The sequence below is a fragment of the Streptomyces sp. NPDC002888 genome, assembly GCF_042888465.1.
Taxonomy (GTDB): Bacteria; Actinomycetota; Actinomycetes; order Streptomycetales; family Streptomycetaceae; genus Streptomyces.
The window spans coordinates 277,903-295,259 of sequence record NZ_JBIAPU010000006.1; the positions used below are offsets into that span (position 1 = coordinate 277,903).

Below are 17,357 nucleotides of genomic sequence, written 5' to 3' on the forward strand. Positions count from 1 at the left end.
AATCTAACGGTCCGTCAGAAACCGCGGGAAGGGGCCGGACGTGGGGAACTTCTTGGCAGGCAAGGCCGTCGCCGTGACGGGCGCGGGACGGGGGATCGGCCGGGCGGTGGCGCTGGCGGCGGCGGCCGAGGGGGCGCGGGTCGTCGTCAACGACTACGGGGTGTCCGTGGACGGCGCCTCACCCAGCAGCGAGATCGCCGAAGCCGTCGTCAAGGAGATCGAGGCGGCGGGCGGGGAGGCGGTCGCCGTCGCCGACGACGTCTCCACGATGGCGGGCGGGCAGCGGATCGTGGACGTCGCGCTGTCGTCGTACGGGCGGCTCGACGGGGTGGTGTGCGTCGCCGGGATCCTGCGTGAGCGGATGCTGTTCAACATGTCCGAGGAGGAGTGGGATCCGGTCGTCGCCACCCATCTGAAGGGCACCTTCACCGTGTTCCGGGCGGCGTCCGCGGTGATGCGGAAGCAGCGCGCGGGGACGTTGATCGGGTTCACCAGCGGCAACCACCAGGGGTCGGTGTCGCAGGCCAACTACAGCGCGGCGAAGGGCGGGATCATCTCGCTCGTGCGGAGCGCCGCGCTGGGCCTGCACAAGTACGGGGTCACGGCGAACGCGGTCGCTCCGGTCGCGCGTACGCGGATGTCGGCGGGCGTTCCCATGGAGCTGGCGGAGATCGGGGAGCCGGAGGACGTGGCGGCGCTGGTGGTGTACCTGCTGTCCGACCGGGCTCGGGAGGAAGGCATCACCGGGCAGGTGTACACGGTGGCGGGGCCGAAGATCGCGGTGTGGGCGCAGCCGAGGGAACTGCGTTCGGCTTACGCGGAGGGGGGTTCCTGGACGCCGGAGCGGATTGCTGAGGTTCTGCCGGGGGCGGTGGGGGTGGATCCGATGCCGATGCTTGCGCGGTTGGAGGAGATGCGTCGGGCTGCGGGGGAGGGGGCGCGGCCCAACGCCTAGTGGGATGGGGGAAATGGTTGTTCGGCGGCTGCGGGTGCGTTGGGGCTGGTCGCGCCCACGCGGCGGAGCCGCATATCGATACAGCCCCGCGCCCCTAGGTGGGTGCAGTCACCGCTTCTCAAGGAGCTGAACGTGGAATTTGGGTTCACCGCGGAGGATGACGCGTTCCGCGCCGAGGCGCGCGCATGGCTCGAAGCACACGTCGACGGCGTCCGGGACCGCCGGTCCTGGGAACGTACCCTCGGTGCGGCCGGGTGGATCGGGCTCGGGTGGTCCGAGGCCGGGTACGGCAATCGGACCGCCGGCCTCACCCAACAGGTCGCCTGGGCCGAGGAGTACGCCCGGTCGGCGGCGCCGCCGCGCTCCGGGCACATCGGGGAGAACCTGCTCGCGCCCACCCTGCTCGCCCATGGCACCGAGGAGCAGAAGAGGCGCTTCCTGCCTCCGATCGCCGCCGGGGACGAGCTGTGGTGTCAGGGGTACAGCGAGCCCGGGGCGGGCTCGGACCTGGCCGGGGTGCGGACCGCGGCCGTACGGGAGGCGCAGGGGCCGTACTACCGGATCACGGGGCAGAAGATCTGGACCTCGCTCGCCCACGAGGCCGACTGGTGCTTCGTGCTGGCCCGCACCGACCCCGAGTCGTCGCGCCACCGCGGGCTGAGTCTCCTGCTCGTGCCCATGGATCAGCCGGGGCGGATCGAGGTGCGGCCCATTCGGCAGATGACCGGTACCAGCGAGTTCAACGAGGTGTTCTTCGACGGGGCGCAGGCGGGCGTGGAGCACCTTGTCGGGGGTGAGGGGGAGGGCTGGCGGGTCGCGATGAGTCTGCTCGGGTTCGAGCGGGGGGTCTCGACGCTCGCCCAGCAGATCGGGTTCGCCGAGGAGTTGGGGCGGGTGGTGCGGGCGGCCGTGGAGACGGGAGCGGCGGACGATCCCGTCGTACGGAATCAACTGGTGCGGCATTGGGCGGAGTTGCGCACCATGCGGTGGAACGCCCTGCGAACCCTCGGGAGTTCGGGGGACGCGGGTGCGGCGAGTGTGGCGAAGTTGCTGTGGGCCGGGTGGCATCAGCGGCTCGGGGAGCTGGCGGTGCGGGTGCGCGGGGCGGCGGCGGGCGTCGGGCCGGTGGACTGGTCGCCTTCGACGCCGTACGAACTCGACGCGGCGCAGCAGCTGTTCCTGTTCTCCCGGGCCGACACGATCTACGGCGGCTCGGACCAGATCCAGCGCACGATCATCGCCGAGCGTGTGCTCGGCCTGCCCAGGGAGCCCAAGGGGGTCGTCTGATGCGAGGCGTGCTGTTCGACGGGAAGCGGGCGGAGGTCGTCGACGATCTCGTCGTACGCGACCCGGGACCCGGTGAGGTGCTCGTGGCGATCTCCGCGGCCGGGCTGTGCCACAGCGACCTGTCGGTGATCGACGGGACGATTCCGTTCCCGGCGCCGGTGGTGCTGGGGCACGAGGGCGCGGGTGTGGTGGAGGCCGTCGGCGCGGGCGTCACCCACGTGGCACCCGGGGACCACGTCTCGCTGTCCACGCTCGCCAGCTGCGGCACCTGCGCGCAGTGCGGCCGGGGCCGCCCGACGATGTGCCGGAAGGCGATCGGGCGACCGGAGCGGCCCTTCTCGCGCGGCGGGCGGCCGGTGTACCAGTTCGCGGCCAACTCCGCCTTCGCCGAACGCACGGTGGTGAAGGCCGTCCAGGCGGTGCGCGTCCCGAAGGACCTCCCCATGGCGTCCGCCGCGCTCATCGGGTGCGGGGTGCTGACCGGAGTGGGGGCCGTGCTCAACCGCGCGCATGTGGACCGCGGGGACAGCGTGCTGGTGATCGGCACCGGCGGGATCGGCCTCAACGTCATCCAGGGGGCGCGGATCGCGGGGGCGCTGCGCATCGTGGCCGTCGACGCCAATCCGGCGAAGGAGGCGGTGGCGCGGCAGTTCGGCGCGACGGACTTCCTGACGTCGGCGGACGGCGTGCGCGAGCTGCTGCCGACGGGCGCGGACCACGCCTTCGAGTGCGTCGGGCGGGTGGAGCTGATCCGGCAGGCGATCGACCTCCTCGACCGCCGTGGGCAGGCGGTCCTCCTCGGCGTACCCGCCGCGACCGCCGAGGCGTCCTTCCTCGTCTCCTCCCTCTACCTCGACAAGTCCATCCTGGGGTGCCGCTACGGCTCCTCCCGCCCCCAGCGGGACATCGCCCTGTACGCGGAGCTGTACCGGCAGGGCCGGCTGCTGCTGGACGAGCTGGTGACGGCGACGTACCCGGTGGAGGACTTCGAGAAGGCGGCGGCGGACGCGGAGGCGGGGCGGGTGGCGCGGGGGGTGCTCACGTTCTGACGCCGATTTCGTCCGTGCCTGTTCTGAAGGTCCTGCGGTAGGCGGTAGGCGTCACCCCGAGTGCCGCCTGGAGGTGCTGGCGCATCGACTGGGCCGTGCCGAAGCCCGCCTCGCGGGCCACCCGGTCGACGGACAGGTCGCTGGACTCCAGCAGGTGGCGGGCCCGTTCGACGCGCTGCCGGGTGAGCCACTGGCCGGGGCTGACGCCGGACTCCTCACGGAAGCGGCGCGTGAAGGTGCGTACCGACATGGACTCCTGCGCGGCCATGTCCCGCAGCTGGATCGGCTCGTGCAGCCGTCCCAGCGCCCACGCGCGCGCCCCGATCGTGGTGGCCTGCTGCGGGTCCGGGACGGGCCGCTGGATGTACTGGGCCTGCCCGCCGTCGCGGTGCGGCGGTACGACCGTCCGGCGGGCCACCTCGTTGGCGATCGCCGTGCCGTGGTCGCGGCGCACCATGTGCAGGCACAGGTCGATCCCGGCCGCGACGCCCGCCGAGGTGAGGACGTCGCCGTCGTCGATGAAGAGGACGTCCGGGTCGACCTTGACCCGCGGGAAGAGGCGTTGCAGGCGCTCGGCGTCGATCCAGTGCGTGGTGGCCGGGCGGCCGTCGAGGTGTCCGGCGGCGGCGAGGACGTACACGCCGGTGCAGATGGAGGCGAGCCGGGTGCCGGGCCGGATGTGCGCGAGGGCGGCGGCCAGTTCGTCGGTGAGGACGCCCTCCTCGTACACCGGGCCGAGTTCGTACGACGCCGGGACGATGACCGTGTCGGCGGTGGCCAGGGCCTCGGGGCCGTGCGTGACGTGGATGGCGAAGTCGGCGTCGGTCTCGACCGGGCCGGGCGGCCGGATCGAGCAGGTGACGACCTCGTACAGATGCCGCTTCCTGGCGTCCTTGGGGCGGCCGAAGATGCGGTGCGGGATGCCCAGCTCGAAGGGGAGCAGCCCGTCGAGGGCGAGGACGACGACGCGGTGCGGGCGGAACGCGGAGGAGGAACGAGCGGCCATGGCCCGATCCTAGCGAATGGTGTCCTCCGGGCCACTCGTTCGCGCGGACCGCAGGCCGGAAGCTCGATGATGTGACTCAGACGACCGAAGCCCCCGTTGCCGTAGCGGAATCCCGTAAGCGTCCCCGCATCCACCGTGCCTGGTTCGTCGCCGGCGTCACCTTCGTGACGATCATCGGCGCGGCCGCCTTCCGCTCCCTGCCCGGGCTGCTCATCGACCCGCTGAACCAGGAGTTCGGCTGGTCGCGCGGCACGATCGGCGCCGCCGTCTCCGTCAACCTCGCGCTGTACGGCCTGACCGCCCCCTTCGCCGCCGCGCTGATGGACCGCTTCGGCATCCGCCGGGTGGTCGCCGTGGCCCTCACGGTGATCGCGGTCGGCTCCGGCCTGACGGTGTGGATGACGGCGGCCTGGCAGCTGCTGCTGTGCTGGGGCCTGCTGGTGGGCCTGGGCTCGGGCTCGATGGCGCTGGCCTTCGCGGCGACGGTGACCAACCGCTGGTTCACCGAGCGCCGGGGCCTGGTCAGCGGCATCCTCACCGCGGCCTCCGCGTCCGGCCAGCTGATCTTCCTGCCGGTGCTGTCCTGGCTGGTCGAGACCCACGAATGGCGCCCGGCCGCCGTCACCGTGTCCCTCGCCGCCCTCGCGGTCGTCCCCTTCGTCTGGCTGCTGCTGCGCGACCACCCGGCGGACGTGGGCCTGAAGCCGTACGGGGCGAAGGAGTTCGTGCCCAAGCCCGCCCCCGTGCAGGGGGCCGCGCGGCGGACGGTCACCGTCCTGCTCTCGGCGATCCGCACCGGCCCGTTCTGGCTGCTGGCCGGCACCTTCGCGATCTGCGGCGCGTCGACGAACGGCCTGATCCAGACCCACTTCGTGCCCGCCGCCCACGACCACCACATGCCCGTCACGGCGGCGGCCTCCCTGCTCGCGGTCATCGGCGTGTTCGACGTCGTCGGCACGATCGCCTCCGGCTGGTTCACCGACCGCTTCGAACCGCGCCGCCTGCTCGCGGTCTACTACGCGCTGCGCGGCGTCTCGCTCCTCTTCCTCCCGATCCTGCTGGCCCCCTCGGTCCACCCCCCGATGCTCTTCTTCATCGTCTTCTACGGCCTCGACTGGGTCGCCACCGTCCCGCCCACCCTCGCCCTCTGCCGCGAGCACTACGGCGACGACAGCGCCATCGTCTTCGGCTGGGTCCTCGCCTCCCACCAGGTCGGCGCGGCTCTGGTCGCCTTCCTGGGCGGGGTCGCCCGCGACGTCTTCGGCGAGTACGACGTCGTCTGGTACGCGTCGGGCGCGCTGTGCGCGGTGGCGGCGCTGATGGCGCTGGTGATCCGGCGCAGGACGACGAGCCCTGCGCCGACGGCTGCCTGAGAGCTGCGCTGTCGGTCCGCGACAACCATGGGCCACTCATTACCCCCGGGGTAATCGACCGCTCTCCCCACCCCCGGCAGGATCGGACACCTCGACGGGAACGCCCGCCGGGATCGGGCCGCAACCACGAGGAGAGCGCGATGCCAGTCGAGTCCATTGCCACCACGGCGAGTTCTGTCGCCGAAGCCACCCGGGCCGTCGTGCAGGAGTTCCTCGCGGCTCGGCTGGCCGGTGACACCGGGCGGCTCGTCGCGCTCTTCGCCGACGAGGTCGACTGGCTGCTCGCCGAGAACCCCGCCGTCCCGTGGATCCGCCCGCGGTCCACCGCCGCCGACTGCGCCGCCCAAGGCGCGGAGTTGATGGAGCACACAGTGCCCGAGGACGCGCGCGCCAGCGTCGACACCTTCCTCGTCGACGGCACCGACGCCGTCCTGATGGGGCACCTGTCGGGGACCGTACGGGCGACGGGAAAGTCCTTCGAAGGCCCGTTCGCGCTGCGCCTCACCGTCGAGGACGGCCGGATCACCCGGCACCACCTCTACGAGAACGGCCTGTCGATCGCCGAGGCCTGCACCCCCTGCGTGCGGGCGTGAGCTCCAGGCACCGCAGCGCGGAGAACTGCCACATCGCGCCCCAGGGGAGACAGCGCCGCGGCGAAGAGGAGCCCGCCGAGCGGCATCAGATCCAGACTGGCAGCCATGGTCGCCGTACCGAGCACCACCAGCGCGGGACGCCAGACGCTGATGCGGCGCTGCACGGTGAGTTGGATCACCAGCCACAGCAGGCCGACGTAGAACAGCATCGGGCCGACCGTGTACACCGCGGGCAACACACCCGGGTGGCTCTGTATGTCCTCGAAGAGTCGGTCCATCCCGGCCCGGTCGCCCGCCCGGAAGCCGACGACGAGATCGATGACGCCCTGGGTGGTGACCGCCACCACCCCCACCAGCCCGAGTGACGTCGCCACGCGGGCGCTCATCCGTGCCGCGCCGGTCGTCGGCTCCGACAGCCGGAGCAGGCCCAGGAAGATCGCGCCGAAGAGCAACACCCCGCATAACAGGGCGACATGACCGCTGGTCCAGGCGAGCCCCGGACCGTGGTCCGGGTCGGACAGACGGATGGTTCCGTAGGCGAGCATGCACAGGGGTGCGGCGATGAAAGCGGTCCGCGTCAGTGCGGTCCCGTGGGTTCCCCGAGGTCGGTTCGTCATGTATCGATCTTGTCCGCCGGCACCCGTACCCGAGATCAGGTATGGCCCCGAGAAGACCCTCGCTTGCCCCTGACAAGCCCTCAGGGTCGGCCTACGTACGCCTGGTGTGGCCAGGACCGGCCGATCACCACTTTGGGCGACGGCGCTCGCACCGACTGAGAAACGCGTCGGGTGAGCAACCCCTAGACGAACCGCCCCCTGTGGAACAGCAGCGGCGCGCCGTCTCCCTCCGCCGCCCCCAGGGCGTTCACGCGGCCCACGACGATGAGGTGGTCGCCGCCCGTGTGTACCGCGTGGATGGTGCAGTCGATCCAGGCGAGTGTGCCGGCGAGGCGGGGGGAGCCGGAGGCGGGGGCGGGGTCGTACGGGACGCCTGTGAACTTGTCGGCGCCGCTCACCGCGAAGGCGCGGCACAGGTCGCCCTGGTGCGCGCTCAGGACGTTGACGCAGAAGACCCCGGCGCGGGCGATGCGCGGCCACGTCGTTGACGTCCGGCCGACCATGAAGGCGACCAGGGGTGGGTCGAGGGAGAGGGAGGTGAAGGACTGGCAGGCGAAGCCGGCGGGGCCCTCGTCGGCGGTGGTGGCGGGGGCGGTGACGACGGTGACGCCCGTGGCGAAGTTCCCGAGGACGCGACGGAAGTCGCCCTGGTCCAACGGCGCCCGCTCGTCGTCGCGGACGCACCGCAGCTCGGGGCGCGGCAACGCCTCGACCGGGCGCCCCTGGAGGTAACGGACGGCTGCGGCGGCCATCCCTGCGTGTCCCATCATGCCTTCCATTGAAGCTGACGGTGTGTCAGGTAGGAAGGGGTGGGAGGGGGCGCCTTACCGGCCCCTGAAATCCGGCGTACGCCGCGCCACGAAGCTCGCCACGCCCTCCCTCGCGTCCGCCGTCGTCATGTTGATCTCCTGCGCGGCGGCCTCGGCGGCGAAGGCGGTGGCCCGGTCGGTGTCCAGGGAGGCGTTGACGAGGTGCTTGGTCAGCGCGAGGGCGCGGGTCGGGCCGGTGGCGAGGCGTTCGGCCCACGTGCGGGCCGTCTTGTCCAGCTCGCCGTCGGGGACGACCCGGTTGACCAGACCCAGACGTTCGGCTTCGGGCGCGGTGAGCGCGTCGCCGAAGAACATCAGCTCCTTGGCGCGCTGCGGGCCGATCAGGCGGGGGAGGAGGTAGGCACCGCCGGCGTCGGGGACCAGGCCCCGGCGTACGAACACCTCGATGAACCTGGCCGATTCGGCGGCCAGGACCAGGTCGCAGGCGAGCGCGAGGTGCGCGCCCAGGCCGGCCGCCGTGCCGTTCACCGCGGCGATCACCGGCTTCTCGCAGTCGAGGACGGCCGCGATGAGGCGTTGGGCGCCCAGGCGGAGGGTGCGGGCGACGTCTCCGGCGATCCGTTCCCCGGACGCGGACCCGCCCCGCAGATCCGCGCCCGAGCAGAATCCCCGGCCCGTTCCCGTGAGGACCACCGCCCTCACGTCCGGGTCGGCGGAGGCTTCGGCGAGGAGTTCGATCAGGCGGTCGCGCTGGTCGGGCGTGAGGGCGTTCAGGGTCTCGGGGCGGTCGAGGGTGAGGTGGGTGACGTGGTGGTCAGTCCGGTGGCGTATCCACGGCTCGGGCACGGTCATGCTCCGTTCTGGGGGGAAGGGCCAGCCATGCACGGGCGGACCTGCCCTTCATCTCCGCGTCGAGGTCCGCCCCGTGCCGCAGCAGCAGGTCGACGATCTCCGAGTGGGGCTGCGGGCCGCTCGTCGCCGCCAGCACCAAGGGCAGGTACCCGAACCGGTTCTGGGAATCGGGGTGGACTCCGGCGTCGAGCAGCACCTCCACGACGGCGCGGTGTCCCTCGGCCGCCGCCAGGGTCAGCGGCGTCCAGTCGTCGTACTCGCCGATGAGCTGGTCCGGATCCGCCCCGGCCTCGATGAGCGCGCGTATCCCGTCGACGTCGCCCTGCCGCACCGCCGCGAAGAGCGCCTTGGCCGTCGGCTGTCGGGCCTTCCACGCCTCGATCGGCTCGTCCCTCCAGCCCCTTCCGACGCGCGGGCTCCTCCCGACTCGCCCACCCGTCCCGTTCGCATCGTTCGCCTCGTTCGTCTCGTCCATGACGGAATCTTCGCCGGTACGGCGTCCCGCGCACCCCCCTCATCGACGCATCCCTCACCTGCACACCGCCAACGCGTCCAACGCCACCGCCCCGTGTCCCCGGGGCAGCACCATCAGCGGGTTGATGTCGAGCTCGGCGAGCTCGTCACCCAGCTCCAACGCCATCCTCTGCACCCGCAGGACGACCTCCACCAGCGCGTCCAGGTCGGCCGGCGGCCGGCCCCGGACCCCGTCCAGGAGGGCCCGGCCGCGTAGTTCGGTGACCATGTCGCGGGCCTGTTCCTCACCGAAGGGCGGCACGCGTACGGCCGTGTCGCGCAGCACCTCGACGAGGACTCCGCCGAGGCCGACGGTCACGGTCGGGCCGAACAGGTCGTCGTGGGTGACGCCGACTACCATCTCCACGCCCCGCTCGACCATCTGGCACACCAGGACGCCGTCCAGCGCGACGCCCTCGTAGCGGGCGATGTCGGTCAGCTCGCGGTAGGCGTCCCGGACCTGGCTCGCCGAGGTCAGGCCGACCTTCACCAGGCCCAGCTCGGTCTTGTGGGCGATCTGCGCCCCGGACGCCTTCATCACCACCGGGTAGCCGACCAGACCCGCCGCCCGTACGGCCGCCGCGGCGCTGGTCACCAGCTGCTCGCGCGGGACCCGGATGCCGTACGCCCGCAGCAGCTGTTTCGCCGCGTGCTCGCTGAGCTGCTGGCCCGGCCGCATCAGCATCCGTGCCTTGCGGAAGGAGGGGGACGCGGTGCGCGGGGCCTCGTCGAAGGGGGAGCGGTAGTCGCGCACGAAGCGGTGGTGGTCGAGGTGGGCGCGCACGGCGGTGAGGCAGTTGGCGACGGTCCGGAAGGTGGCCACCCGTGAGGAGCCCAGCAGTACTTCGCGGTACGCCGGCTCCGTGCCGACCGGTGACCCCCACACCACGCACACCAGCTTGTCCGTGTGCTCGGCCGCGTCCACCAGGTCCTGCACGAGCCGGTCGCTGAGCGGCGGGAACGGGCCGGTGACGGGGCAGATCAGCACCCCCACCTCCGGATCGGCGAGGATCGCGTCGATGATCTTCCGCCCGCGCCAGTCGCCGACCGGATGCCCGCCGTTGTCGACGGGGTTGGCCACGTTCAGGTAGTCGGGTATCCACTGGTGCAGCTCGGCCTGTCTGGCCTCGGACAGCACCGGCAGCCGCAGGCCCGCCCCGGTCGCGAGGTCGGCGACGTGCGCGCCCGTGCCGCCCGAGATCGAGTAGACGACGACCCCGTCCGCGCGCGGCGGCCGGGCCCGGGCCAACAGGGCGGCGGTGTCCTGGAGTTCGTCGAGGCCGTCGACGCGGATCACTCCGTACTGCCGCATCGCCGCGTCCACCACTGCGTCCGCGCCGGTCAGCTTGCCGGTGTGGGAGGCGGCGGTGCGGGAGCCGGTCTCGGTTCGGCCCACCTTGACCGCGACGACCGGCACACCGCGCCGGGCGGCACGGTCGGCGGCGAGGAGGAAGGAGCGGCCGTCCTTGAGCCCCTCGACGTAGGCCGCGATGGCGCCCACCTCGGGCCGCTCGGCGAAGTAGGAGATGAAGTCGGCGGTCTCCAGGTCGGCCTCGTTGCCGGTCGGAGCCCAGTGGGAGAGGCGGACGCCGAGTTCCTGGAGGGCGAAGACGGGGCGGCCCTGGTGCCCTGACTGGGTGATGAGGGCGATGGCGGGGCCGTCCAGGTCGTCCCGGAACCGTTCGAAGGCGTTGAGGTTGGTGTTCGGTCCGAGCAGCCGCAGCCCCGACCGCTGGACGGCGGCGGCCAGCCGGTCCTGCGCGGCCGCGCCCTCCGCACCCGTCTCCGCGAACCCGGAGGCGAAGGCGACCGCGAACCTCACCTTGCCCTCGTCCAGTTGCTCGATCACCGAAAGAGGGTCGGCGACCAGCAGTACGGCGAGGTCGACCTGCTCGGGCAGGTCGGCGACGGAAAGAGAACAGGGGATGCCGAAGACGGCCTCACGGGTCGGATGCACGGGATGCAGACGCGCCCCTACCCGCTCGGCCCAGGAGAGCAGTTGCCTTGTGATACCGGTGTTCGGCCGCCCCTCGGCGTCCGACGCGCCGATCACGGCGACGGACTCGGGACGGAAGAAGCGGTCCAGATCGGGGACTTCGGCGTACAGCGGACGGCCGCTGACGTCGAGGTCGTCCACGTCGGCCGGGCGGCCGTGGACGGCGGGCGCGGGTGGCTCACCGCACGCGATGACCCGGGCCCGGCGGGAGTCGGTGGTGAGGGTGCCGTGGGTTGATCCAAGCATCGGTCCGCCCGCTCTGTGATGACGGCAATAACTGACGCCCTGTCAGGTTACTGAACTGACGGACCGTCAGGAATAAGCGTGCACGCAAAGAACGGGTGGATGAGTCCGGAGTTCGACCCGGTGCTCGGTCCAGGATCCCCGACACCGGACGTCGGGTCAGCCCGGGATTCTGGACACCTTTTCCGCGCCGTTCCTCGCCACCGCCTTCGCGATCTTCTGCGCGTCGAGGGCGAGTTCGCGGAACATGCCGCTGATCGGGTTGGTGAAGCCGGTGAAGTACAGGCCGGGCGCGTTCGGCGGGGTGTGGGCGCCGTGGACGACCGGTCTGCCGCCGGGGCCCAGGACGTCGAGGTGGCCGACGAGGTCTTCGAGGGCGCGGACGTAACCGGTGGCCGCGATGACCGCGTCGGGGGAGACGCGGGTGCCGTCGGCGAGGACCACCTTGCCGTCGTCGAAGCCGTCGACGGCGGCCACGATCTCGACCTTCCCCTTGCGCACCGCGTCGATGAGGCCGACGTCCTGGACGGGGATCGCGCCTTCGTTGACCCGGCTGTAGAGGCCGGTGTCGGGGCGGGGCAGGCCGTGGGCCGACAGATCCGGCACGCTCAGCTTGCCCAGGGGCTTGGCGAGCCGGTCGACGAGGGCGACCGGCAGGCGCCGTACCAGGACGCCCGTGTACTGGGAGGCCCAGCCGGCCGTCGAGCGGCGCAGGAGGTGCGGGGCGGTACGCACGGCGAGGCGGACCCGGGAGGCGCCGCCCTCCACCAGGTCGACGGCGATCTCGGCGCCGGTGTTGCCGATGCCGACGACGAGGACGTCCCGGCCGGCGTAGGGCTGGGCGTTGCGGTAGTCGCGGGCGTGCAGCAGCTCGCCGGAGTACGCGTCGCGGTCCGGCCAGTCCGGGATGCGCGGGGTGTGGTTGTAGCCGGTGGCGATCACGACCGCGGCGCCGGTCAGTTCACGGCCGCCGGTGGCGTGCAGCAGCCAGCCGGTGCCGTCGGGGGAGCGCTCGACGCGCGAGACCTCGACACCGGTGACGATCTCCAGCTCGTGGTACTCGGCGTACTTCTCCAGGTACCGCACCACGTTGTCCCGGGACACCCACCGCCCGAACTTGCGCGGCATCGGCAGCCCGGGCAGGGCGGACAGCCGCCGGGTGGTGTGCAGGTGCAGCCGGTCGTAGTGGCGCCGCCAGGACGCCCCGACACGGTCGGACTTCTCCAGGACGACGGCGCGTATCCCCTGGGCGCGCAGCGCGTACGCCGCCGCGAGGCCGCCGGGGCCGCCGCCGATGACGTAGACGGGATGGTCGGCGCGGTGCGCGCTTTCATCGACGGCGGGGGGAGCGGGCGGGGTGGAGTCGGCCATGAGCGCGAGCGTAATCACGTGCGGTGTTGATGGGTCTCGGTCAAGACCGGAATTGATTGCGGATTGATCACGGCTGTAGGAGGAATGGGTGGGACCGGTGACGTAGAGGGTCGGGTCGTGGGGGTTTCGGGAGCGCGGGCGACGCCGGGCGACAGCGGGTGACACCAGGCGACACCGGGCGGCAACGGGCAGCTTTGGGCGCACCGCGACGCCGGGCCCTGGTGCGCAGGGCCCGGCGTCGCGGGTGGGTGGCGGCCACCGCTTTATGACGGGAAGACGGCGCCGCCACGTTCGGGGGGCGGCGGGGGCGGCGGGGGCTACTCGGCCTTCGCCTTGGTCCTGTGACCCGACACCTTGGCGATCCACTTGATGAAGTCACCCGGGTCGGTGTTCGCGCCGTGGCCCTGGTCCCAGTAGTAGAGGTGGCTGACGTCGTCGCCGAGACCGTGCGCGGCGGCGGCGATGTTCGCGGAGACCGTGTGGGACGTGTCGGAGTCCTTGGTGCCGAGACGGATCCACCAGTGCCTCGTGCGCTGGGGGTTGGCCTTCTCGGCCAGGAAGTACATCGGGTTCATCAGCCGCAGCAGCTCGGGGATGTCGCTGTCGAGCCGCTTGCCCGTGACGCCGGTGGTGTCGTTCTTCAGGCTGTAGGCCGTGAAGTGGCGGTTGGCGGTGGTGCCCTTGCCGAACTCGTTGTTCTCGCCCGTGGACAGGTCGAAGGCGTCGAAGGCCGGCGTGGTCTTCTTGCGGGCGCCGACGTGGGTGAGGAAGCCGGCCCAGGAGAACGTGGCCCGGCCGTTCTTCCAGGTGATGAACGTGTTGGCGGCGAGGTAGGTCGCGCGGTCGGCGTCCGACAGGGCGGCGAGGTACGTGGTGGCCGACGGCTCCAGGTACTGCTTCACCAGGTACGCGTCGTAGTTGCGGGCGGTGAGTGCGCCGAACCCGCCGAAACCCTTGAGCTTCAGGGACGCCTGGTACTCGGCGAACTGCGCCTGCAGCTCCTTCGACACCGTCTGGTCGACGACCTTGCCGGTGTTCAGCGCGTTGGTGCCCCAGTTCCACTCGTAGGCGCCGTCGGCGTGCTCCAGGTCGGTGATCGGGCACCAGGCGCCGGTGGCGAAGATGGCGTCGGAGGCGTCGGCCGCGCCGATCTCCTCGAGGTACCGGTCGTAGAGCGGGCTGTCGCCGGAGGCGCCGAGCAGTGCGGAGACCGCACCACCGGCGCTGGTGCCCGCGGAGATGATCCGGTCGACGTTCCCCGGTATCCGCCCCTTGTTGAACCGCACGTAGCGCACCGCCGCCTTGAGGTCGACGATCACGGCCGGGGCGGTGCCGTAGTACTCGCCGTCGGAGTTCTTGAGGGTACGGCCGCGGGCGCCGGGCTCGACGACGACGTACCCGGCGGCCAGGGCCAGGTACTGGTTGGTGTTCAGGGCACCGCCGTTGGCGTTGGTGTTGCCGTCGGCGCCGGGAGCCGAGGCGCCGGGTGACGGGCTGGCGGCACCGCCCCCGCCCGGCCCGCCCGGCCCGGTGGGCGCTCCGGAGGCGCCCACGCCGGTGGCGTCCGTGACGGACGACGGCATGTAACCGCCCACCGTGTTGGCGAACAGGATCGGCGCGTCGGTCGCGTCGATCGCCTTGCCGTCGATCTCGACGGGAACGCTGACGTTCAGGCTCTGGTACTTCTCGTCCACCGGCTTGGCGACGTAGGTGATCGCCTTCCAGAAGTGGTAGGTCACCAAGTGGTCGGTGCCGTCGGTGTCCGTGACGGTCGTCGTGAGCTTCGTGTAGCCGTCGGGGTCGAAGACCAGCGAGTCCGAGGACGACGAGGACGACGAGGGCGACGTGGACTGCGAGTCGGTCGACGCCTGCGCACTGAAGGCGATGCCCCCGACGGCGGCGACACCGGCGGTCGCGCCGATCCCCATGACGACGGTCCTGCGCTTCACGGCCCTGTGCTTCACGATGCGACTCCCTCGGTTCGTCGGCTTGCGTCAGCGAACGTAGCCGGGTTGCGGACAAAATTGCCAACAATCTAGGGGCATTCACGGGCGATGCACAGCTTCATGGCAGGCGCACAGGCTTCTCTCATGGGAAACCCATGGGCCCCTCTCATTGGGAACCCATGGGCTTCCCGACCCGACCGATCTGACGTACCGTCAGATTCATGGACACGATCTGGCTCAACGGGGCGGAGTGGCTGGCCGTGTTGCGGATCGGGCTCGGGCTGTGGTGGCTGGAGAGCTGGCGGCACAAGGACAAGAAGGGCTGGTTCGAGCGCGGGACCGGCATCGCCTGGGCGGCCGACGTGGCGGCGAAGCACCGCTGGGACGTGGTGCGCTCCGGCTTCCAGGCCGTGGTCGCACCCCGGCCGCGGACGATGGCGTACGTCGTCGTGTACGCGGAACTCGCGCTCGGCGCGGGCCTGGTGCTGGGCTTCCTCACCCCGGTCGCCCTGGCCGGCGGCCTCCTGCTCAACGCGCTCTACTTCACGCTCATGGTCCACGACTGGGCCGAGCAGGGACAGAACGCGATGATGGGGCTGATCTCGGCGGTCGGACTGTTCGGGATGTCATGGCAGACCTGGTCGCTGGACAGCGCGCTGGGGTGGTTCTGATGACCGGTGGCACCACCTCCGGATCGGGGGCCCGCCACGACCTCCCCGAACCCGACGCCTTCACGCGCACCTACTGGGACGCGGCCGCCGAGGGACGGCTGCTGCTGAGGCATTGCGCGGCGTGCGGGCGGGCCCACCACTACCCCCGCGAGTTCTGCCCGCACTGCTGGAGCGAGGACGTGACCTGGCAGCCCGCGACCGGCCGCGCCACCCTCTACACCTGGTCCGTCGTCCACCGCAACGACCTGCCCCCCTTCGGGCAGCGCACCCCATACGTCGCCGCCGTGGTCGGCCTCGCGGAGGGGCCGCGGATGATGACGGAGGTCGTGGAGTGCGGGGCGGGGGAGCTGCGGGCGGGGATGGAGCTGGAGGTGGTGTTCCGGGAGGGTGTGCCGGTGTTCAGACGGGTGGCCTCTCGGGACTTCCCGGAATTGAGCTGAACCCGCCTGCCGCTCGGGCTTGAATGATCCGATGGCACACACGAGCGAGCAGTCCCTCATCGGCCCCTTCCCCGAACTCCACGGTCACGGACTCCGGTTGTGTCACTGGGACGCGGACTCCGAGAGCCAGGCCGAGATCTGGCTGCGCGGACAGTCCGACCCGGAGTTCCGGCGCTGGAACACCCCCATGACACCGATCACGGACCTCGACAGCGCCCGTCTGTCGCTGCGGGGCAAGGCGGAACAGGCGGCGGACGGCACCAGCGCTTCGTTCCGCGTCACGGACGCGGCGAGCGGTACGACGCTGGGGCACGTCGGCGTCAACATGATCGACCCCGCGTTCCGCGTCGCCCGCGTCGGCTACTGGATCCTCCCCGAGGCCCGCGGCCGGGGCGCCGCCACCCGCGCCCTCACCCTCGCCGCCCACTGGGCCCTCACCGACCTCGGCCTGTACCGCCTGGAACTCGGCCACGCCCTGGGCCACGACGCCTCCTGCCACATCGCCGAACGCTGCGGCTTCCCGTACGAGGGCACGCTCCGAGGCGCCATGTACGAGGCCGGCCGCCAGGACGCCTTCCGCGACATACACCTCCACGGCCGCCTGGCGACGGATCCGAAGGTGGAGCTGCCGTGACCGACGCACCTGAATGGCACCTCGTCCCGGACCTCGACGCCTTCCTGGCCCGCGCCACCGACTTCCTGCACTCACGCCCGGCCCTGCACACCGTCCCCCTGACGGTCACCGAGACCCTGCGCAGGAGGGGCCTCGACGCCTACGGGGACGAGCCGCCCGTGTTCGGCGTGCTGCAGGAGGGGAACGGCCCGGTACGCGCGGCCTTCTTCCGTACGCCACCGCACCGGCTGACCATCACACCCCTCACCGCCGAGGAGGCCGACGCCCTCGCCCAGTGGCTCGCCGGACTCGGACAGCCCGTGCCCGGCGTCAACGGGGACCGCGACAGCGCCGCCGCGTTCGCCGCGGCCTGGCAGCGCCACACGGGCGCCACCGCGATCCTCCGCCAGCGACAGCGCCTGTACCGGCTCGGCACCCTCACGGCGCCGCGGCCCCTGCCGGCCGGGCGGGCGAGGATCGCCACGGAGGCGTACCGGGAGCAGCTGGCGCGCTGGTACGGGGAGTTCGGCGACGCCACCGGGCAAGCGATCGTGAAGGACGCGGGCGGCTGGGTCGACGCCCGCCTCGCCCACGACGGTCTCACCCTCTGGGAGACCCCGGACGGCACCCCCGTCTCCATGGCGGGCGTACTTCCCAAAGTAGCCGGCCAGGTTCGCGTGGGCCCCGTCTACACCCCCGCCCACCTGCGTGGTCAGGGCTACGCGGGCGCCGTGACCGCCGAGACCAGCCGGGCCGCCCTGGCGGACGGCGCCGAAGAGGTACTGCTCTTCACCGACCTCGCCAACCCCACCAGCAACGGCCTCTACCAGCGCATCGGTTACCGCCCGGTGCGGGACTTCGCGGTGTACGACTTCGAGGGGGCGTAGAGCGCGGCGCGGGCGGCTCACGACACCACCGGCGCGGCGGCGAGCAGAACGACGACGAGACGGGACACGGCGGACTCCCAGGGGACGGCGGGGCGTTGACGTTCCCGAAGTTCGCGGAATCCGTGTTCGCCGTGGTACGACCGGACGAAGATGAACATCGGTGAACACACCGGGC

At 71.8% G+C, this 17,357-nt stretch carries 18 protein-coding genes; 9 read left to right on the forward strand and 9 right to left on the reverse strand.

Features of this window, described 5'->3' with window-relative positions; all coding sequences use genetic code 11:
* Window positions 1-40: 40 nt before the first annotated feature.
* From ACFYWX_RS12800 to ACFYWX_RS12810, 3 genes are all read left to right on the forward strand, one after another.
* Complete coding sequence (locus tag ACFYWX_RS12800) at window positions 41-955, forward strand: SDR family oxidoreductase (RefSeq protein ID WP_389423988.1); 915 nt, start codon at window positions 41-43, stop codon at window positions 953-955.
* A gap of 132 nt (window positions 956-1,087) precedes the next feature.
* Window positions 1,088-2,242, forward strand: coding sequence for an acyl-CoA dehydrogenase family protein (locus ACFYWX_RS12805; RefSeq protein WP_389423989.1), 1,155 nt, complete (start codon window positions 1,088-1,090; stop codon window positions 2,240-2,242).
* The gene (locus tag ACFYWX_RS12810) at window positions 2,242-3,291 is read left to right on the forward strand and encodes a Zn-dependent alcohol dehydrogenase (RefSeq protein ID WP_389423990.1); all 1,050 of its coding nucleotides are present in this window, start codon (window positions 2,242-2,244) and stop codon (window positions 3,289-3,291) included. The genes ACFYWX_RS12805 and ACFYWX_RS12810 overlap by 1 nt, the downstream gene beginning before the upstream one ends.
* On the opposite strand, the gene ACFYWX_RS12815 is transcribed toward ACFYWX_RS12810, so the two are convergent.
* Entirely contained in the window at window positions 3,281-4,297 is a 1,017-nt protein-coding gene (locus ACFYWX_RS12815; RefSeq protein ID WP_389423991.1) for a GlxA family transcriptional regulator, read from the reverse strand. The genes ACFYWX_RS12810 and ACFYWX_RS12815 overlap by 11 nt on opposite strands.
* A gap of 71 nt (window positions 4,298-4,368) precedes the next feature.
* Between ACFYWX_RS12815 and ACFYWX_RS12820 the strand changes: the two genes are divergently transcribed.
* Both ACFYWX_RS12820 and ACFYWX_RS12825 read left to right on the forward strand, forming a co-directional pair.
* Complete coding sequence (locus tag ACFYWX_RS12820; RefSeq protein ID WP_389423992.1) at window positions 4,369-5,670, forward strand: MFS transporter; 1,302 nt, start codon at window positions 4,369-4,371, stop codon at window positions 5,668-5,670.
* A 140-nt stretch (window positions 5,671-5,810) separates the two neighbouring features.
* Window positions 5,811-6,263 carry a nuclear transport factor 2 family protein gene (locus tag ACFYWX_RS12825; protein WP_389423993.1) on the forward strand — a complete coding sequence of 151 codons (453 nt, stop codon included), beginning with the start codon at window positions 5,811-5,813 and terminating at the stop codon, window positions 6,261-6,263.
* Here the strand turns inward: ACFYWX_RS12825 and ACFYWX_RS12830 are convergent.
* From ACFYWX_RS12830 to ACFYWX_RS12860, 7 genes are all read right to left on the reverse strand, one after another.
* On the reverse strand, window positions 6,209-6,880 hold the full coding sequence (locus ACFYWX_RS12830) for a hypothetical protein (protein ID WP_389423994.1): 672 nt from the start codon (window positions 6,878-6,880) through the stop codon (window positions 6,209-6,211). The genes ACFYWX_RS12825 and ACFYWX_RS12830 overlap by 55 nt on opposite strands.
* A gap of 182 nt (window positions 6,881-7,062) precedes the next feature.
* The gene (locus ACFYWX_RS12835; RefSeq protein WP_389424088.1) at window positions 7,063-7,647 is read right to left on the reverse strand and encodes a flavin reductase family protein; all 585 of its coding nucleotides are present in this window, start codon (window positions 7,645-7,647) and stop codon (window positions 7,063-7,065) included.
* Between the two features lie 57 nt (window positions 7,648-7,704).
* Window positions 7,705-8,502 (reverse strand): enoyl-CoA hydratase/isomerase family protein, encoded by a 798-nt coding sequence (locus tag ACFYWX_RS12840; protein ID WP_389423995.1) that lies wholly within the window; start codon window positions 8,500-8,502, stop codon window positions 7,705-7,707.
* Complete coding sequence (locus ACFYWX_RS12845; protein WP_389423996.1) at window positions 8,465-8,977, reverse strand: ankyrin repeat domain-containing protein; 513 nt, start codon at window positions 8,975-8,977, stop codon at window positions 8,465-8,467. Before ACFYWX_RS12845 ends, ACFYWX_RS12840 begins: the two co-directional genes overlap by 38 nt.
* A 54-nt stretch (window positions 8,978-9,031) precedes the next feature.
* Window positions 9,032-11,257 carry an acetate--CoA ligase family protein gene (locus ACFYWX_RS12850; RefSeq protein ID WP_389423997.1) on the reverse strand — a complete coding sequence of 742 codons (2,226 nt, stop codon included), beginning with the start codon at window positions 11,255-11,257 and terminating at the stop codon, window positions 9,032-9,034.
* 156 nt (window positions 11,258-11,413) lie between these two features.
* On the reverse strand, window positions 11,414-12,625 hold the full coding sequence (locus tag ACFYWX_RS12855; protein WP_389423998.1) for a flavin-containing monooxygenase: 1,212 nt from the start codon (window positions 12,623-12,625) through the stop codon (window positions 11,414-11,416).
* Window positions 12,626-12,942: 317 nt separating this feature from the next.
* Window positions 12,943-14,553, reverse strand: coding sequence for a subtype B tannase (locus tag ACFYWX_RS12860; RefSeq protein WP_389424089.1), 1,611 nt, complete (start codon window positions 14,551-14,553; stop codon window positions 12,943-12,945).
* Between the two features lie 239 nt (window positions 14,554-14,792).
* On the opposite strand from ACFYWX_RS12860, the gene ACFYWX_RS12865 reads away from it, so the two are divergent.
* The 4 genes from ACFYWX_RS12865 to ACFYWX_RS12880 are packed head-to-tail and all read left to right on the forward strand — an operon-like array spanning window position 14,793 to window position 17,182.
* Complete coding sequence (locus ACFYWX_RS12865) at window positions 14,793-15,242, forward strand: DoxX family protein (protein WP_389423999.1); 450 nt, start codon at window positions 14,793-14,795, stop codon at window positions 15,240-15,242.
* The gene (locus ACFYWX_RS12870; RefSeq protein ID WP_389424000.1) at window positions 15,242-15,682 is read left to right on the forward strand and encodes a Zn-ribbon domain-containing OB-fold protein; all 441 of its coding nucleotides are present in this window, start codon (window positions 15,242-15,244) and stop codon (window positions 15,680-15,682) included. Before ACFYWX_RS12865 ends, ACFYWX_RS12870 begins: the two co-directional genes overlap by 1 nt.
* Before the next feature lie 31 nt (window positions 15,683-15,713).
* A complete protein-coding gene (locus ACFYWX_RS12875; RefSeq protein ID WP_389424001.1) occupies window positions 15,714-16,316 on the forward strand; it encodes a GNAT family N-acetyltransferase in 603 nt (200 codons plus the stop codon).
* Window positions 16,313-17,182 carry a GNAT family N-acetyltransferase gene (locus ACFYWX_RS12880; protein ID WP_389424002.1) on the forward strand — a complete coding sequence of 290 codons (870 nt, stop codon included), beginning with the start codon at window positions 16,313-16,315 and terminating at the stop codon, window positions 17,180-17,182. The genes ACFYWX_RS12875 and ACFYWX_RS12880 overlap by 4 nt, the downstream gene beginning before the upstream one ends.
* Before the next feature lie 17 nt (window positions 17,183-17,199).
* Here the strand turns inward: ACFYWX_RS12880 and ACFYWX_RS12885 are convergent, their stop codons facing one another.
* Complete coding sequence (locus tag ACFYWX_RS12885) at window positions 17,200-17,340, reverse strand: hypothetical protein (RefSeq protein ID WP_389424003.1); 141 nt, start codon at window positions 17,338-17,340, stop codon at window positions 17,200-17,202.
* Window positions 17,341-17,357 lie beyond the last annotated feature (17 nt).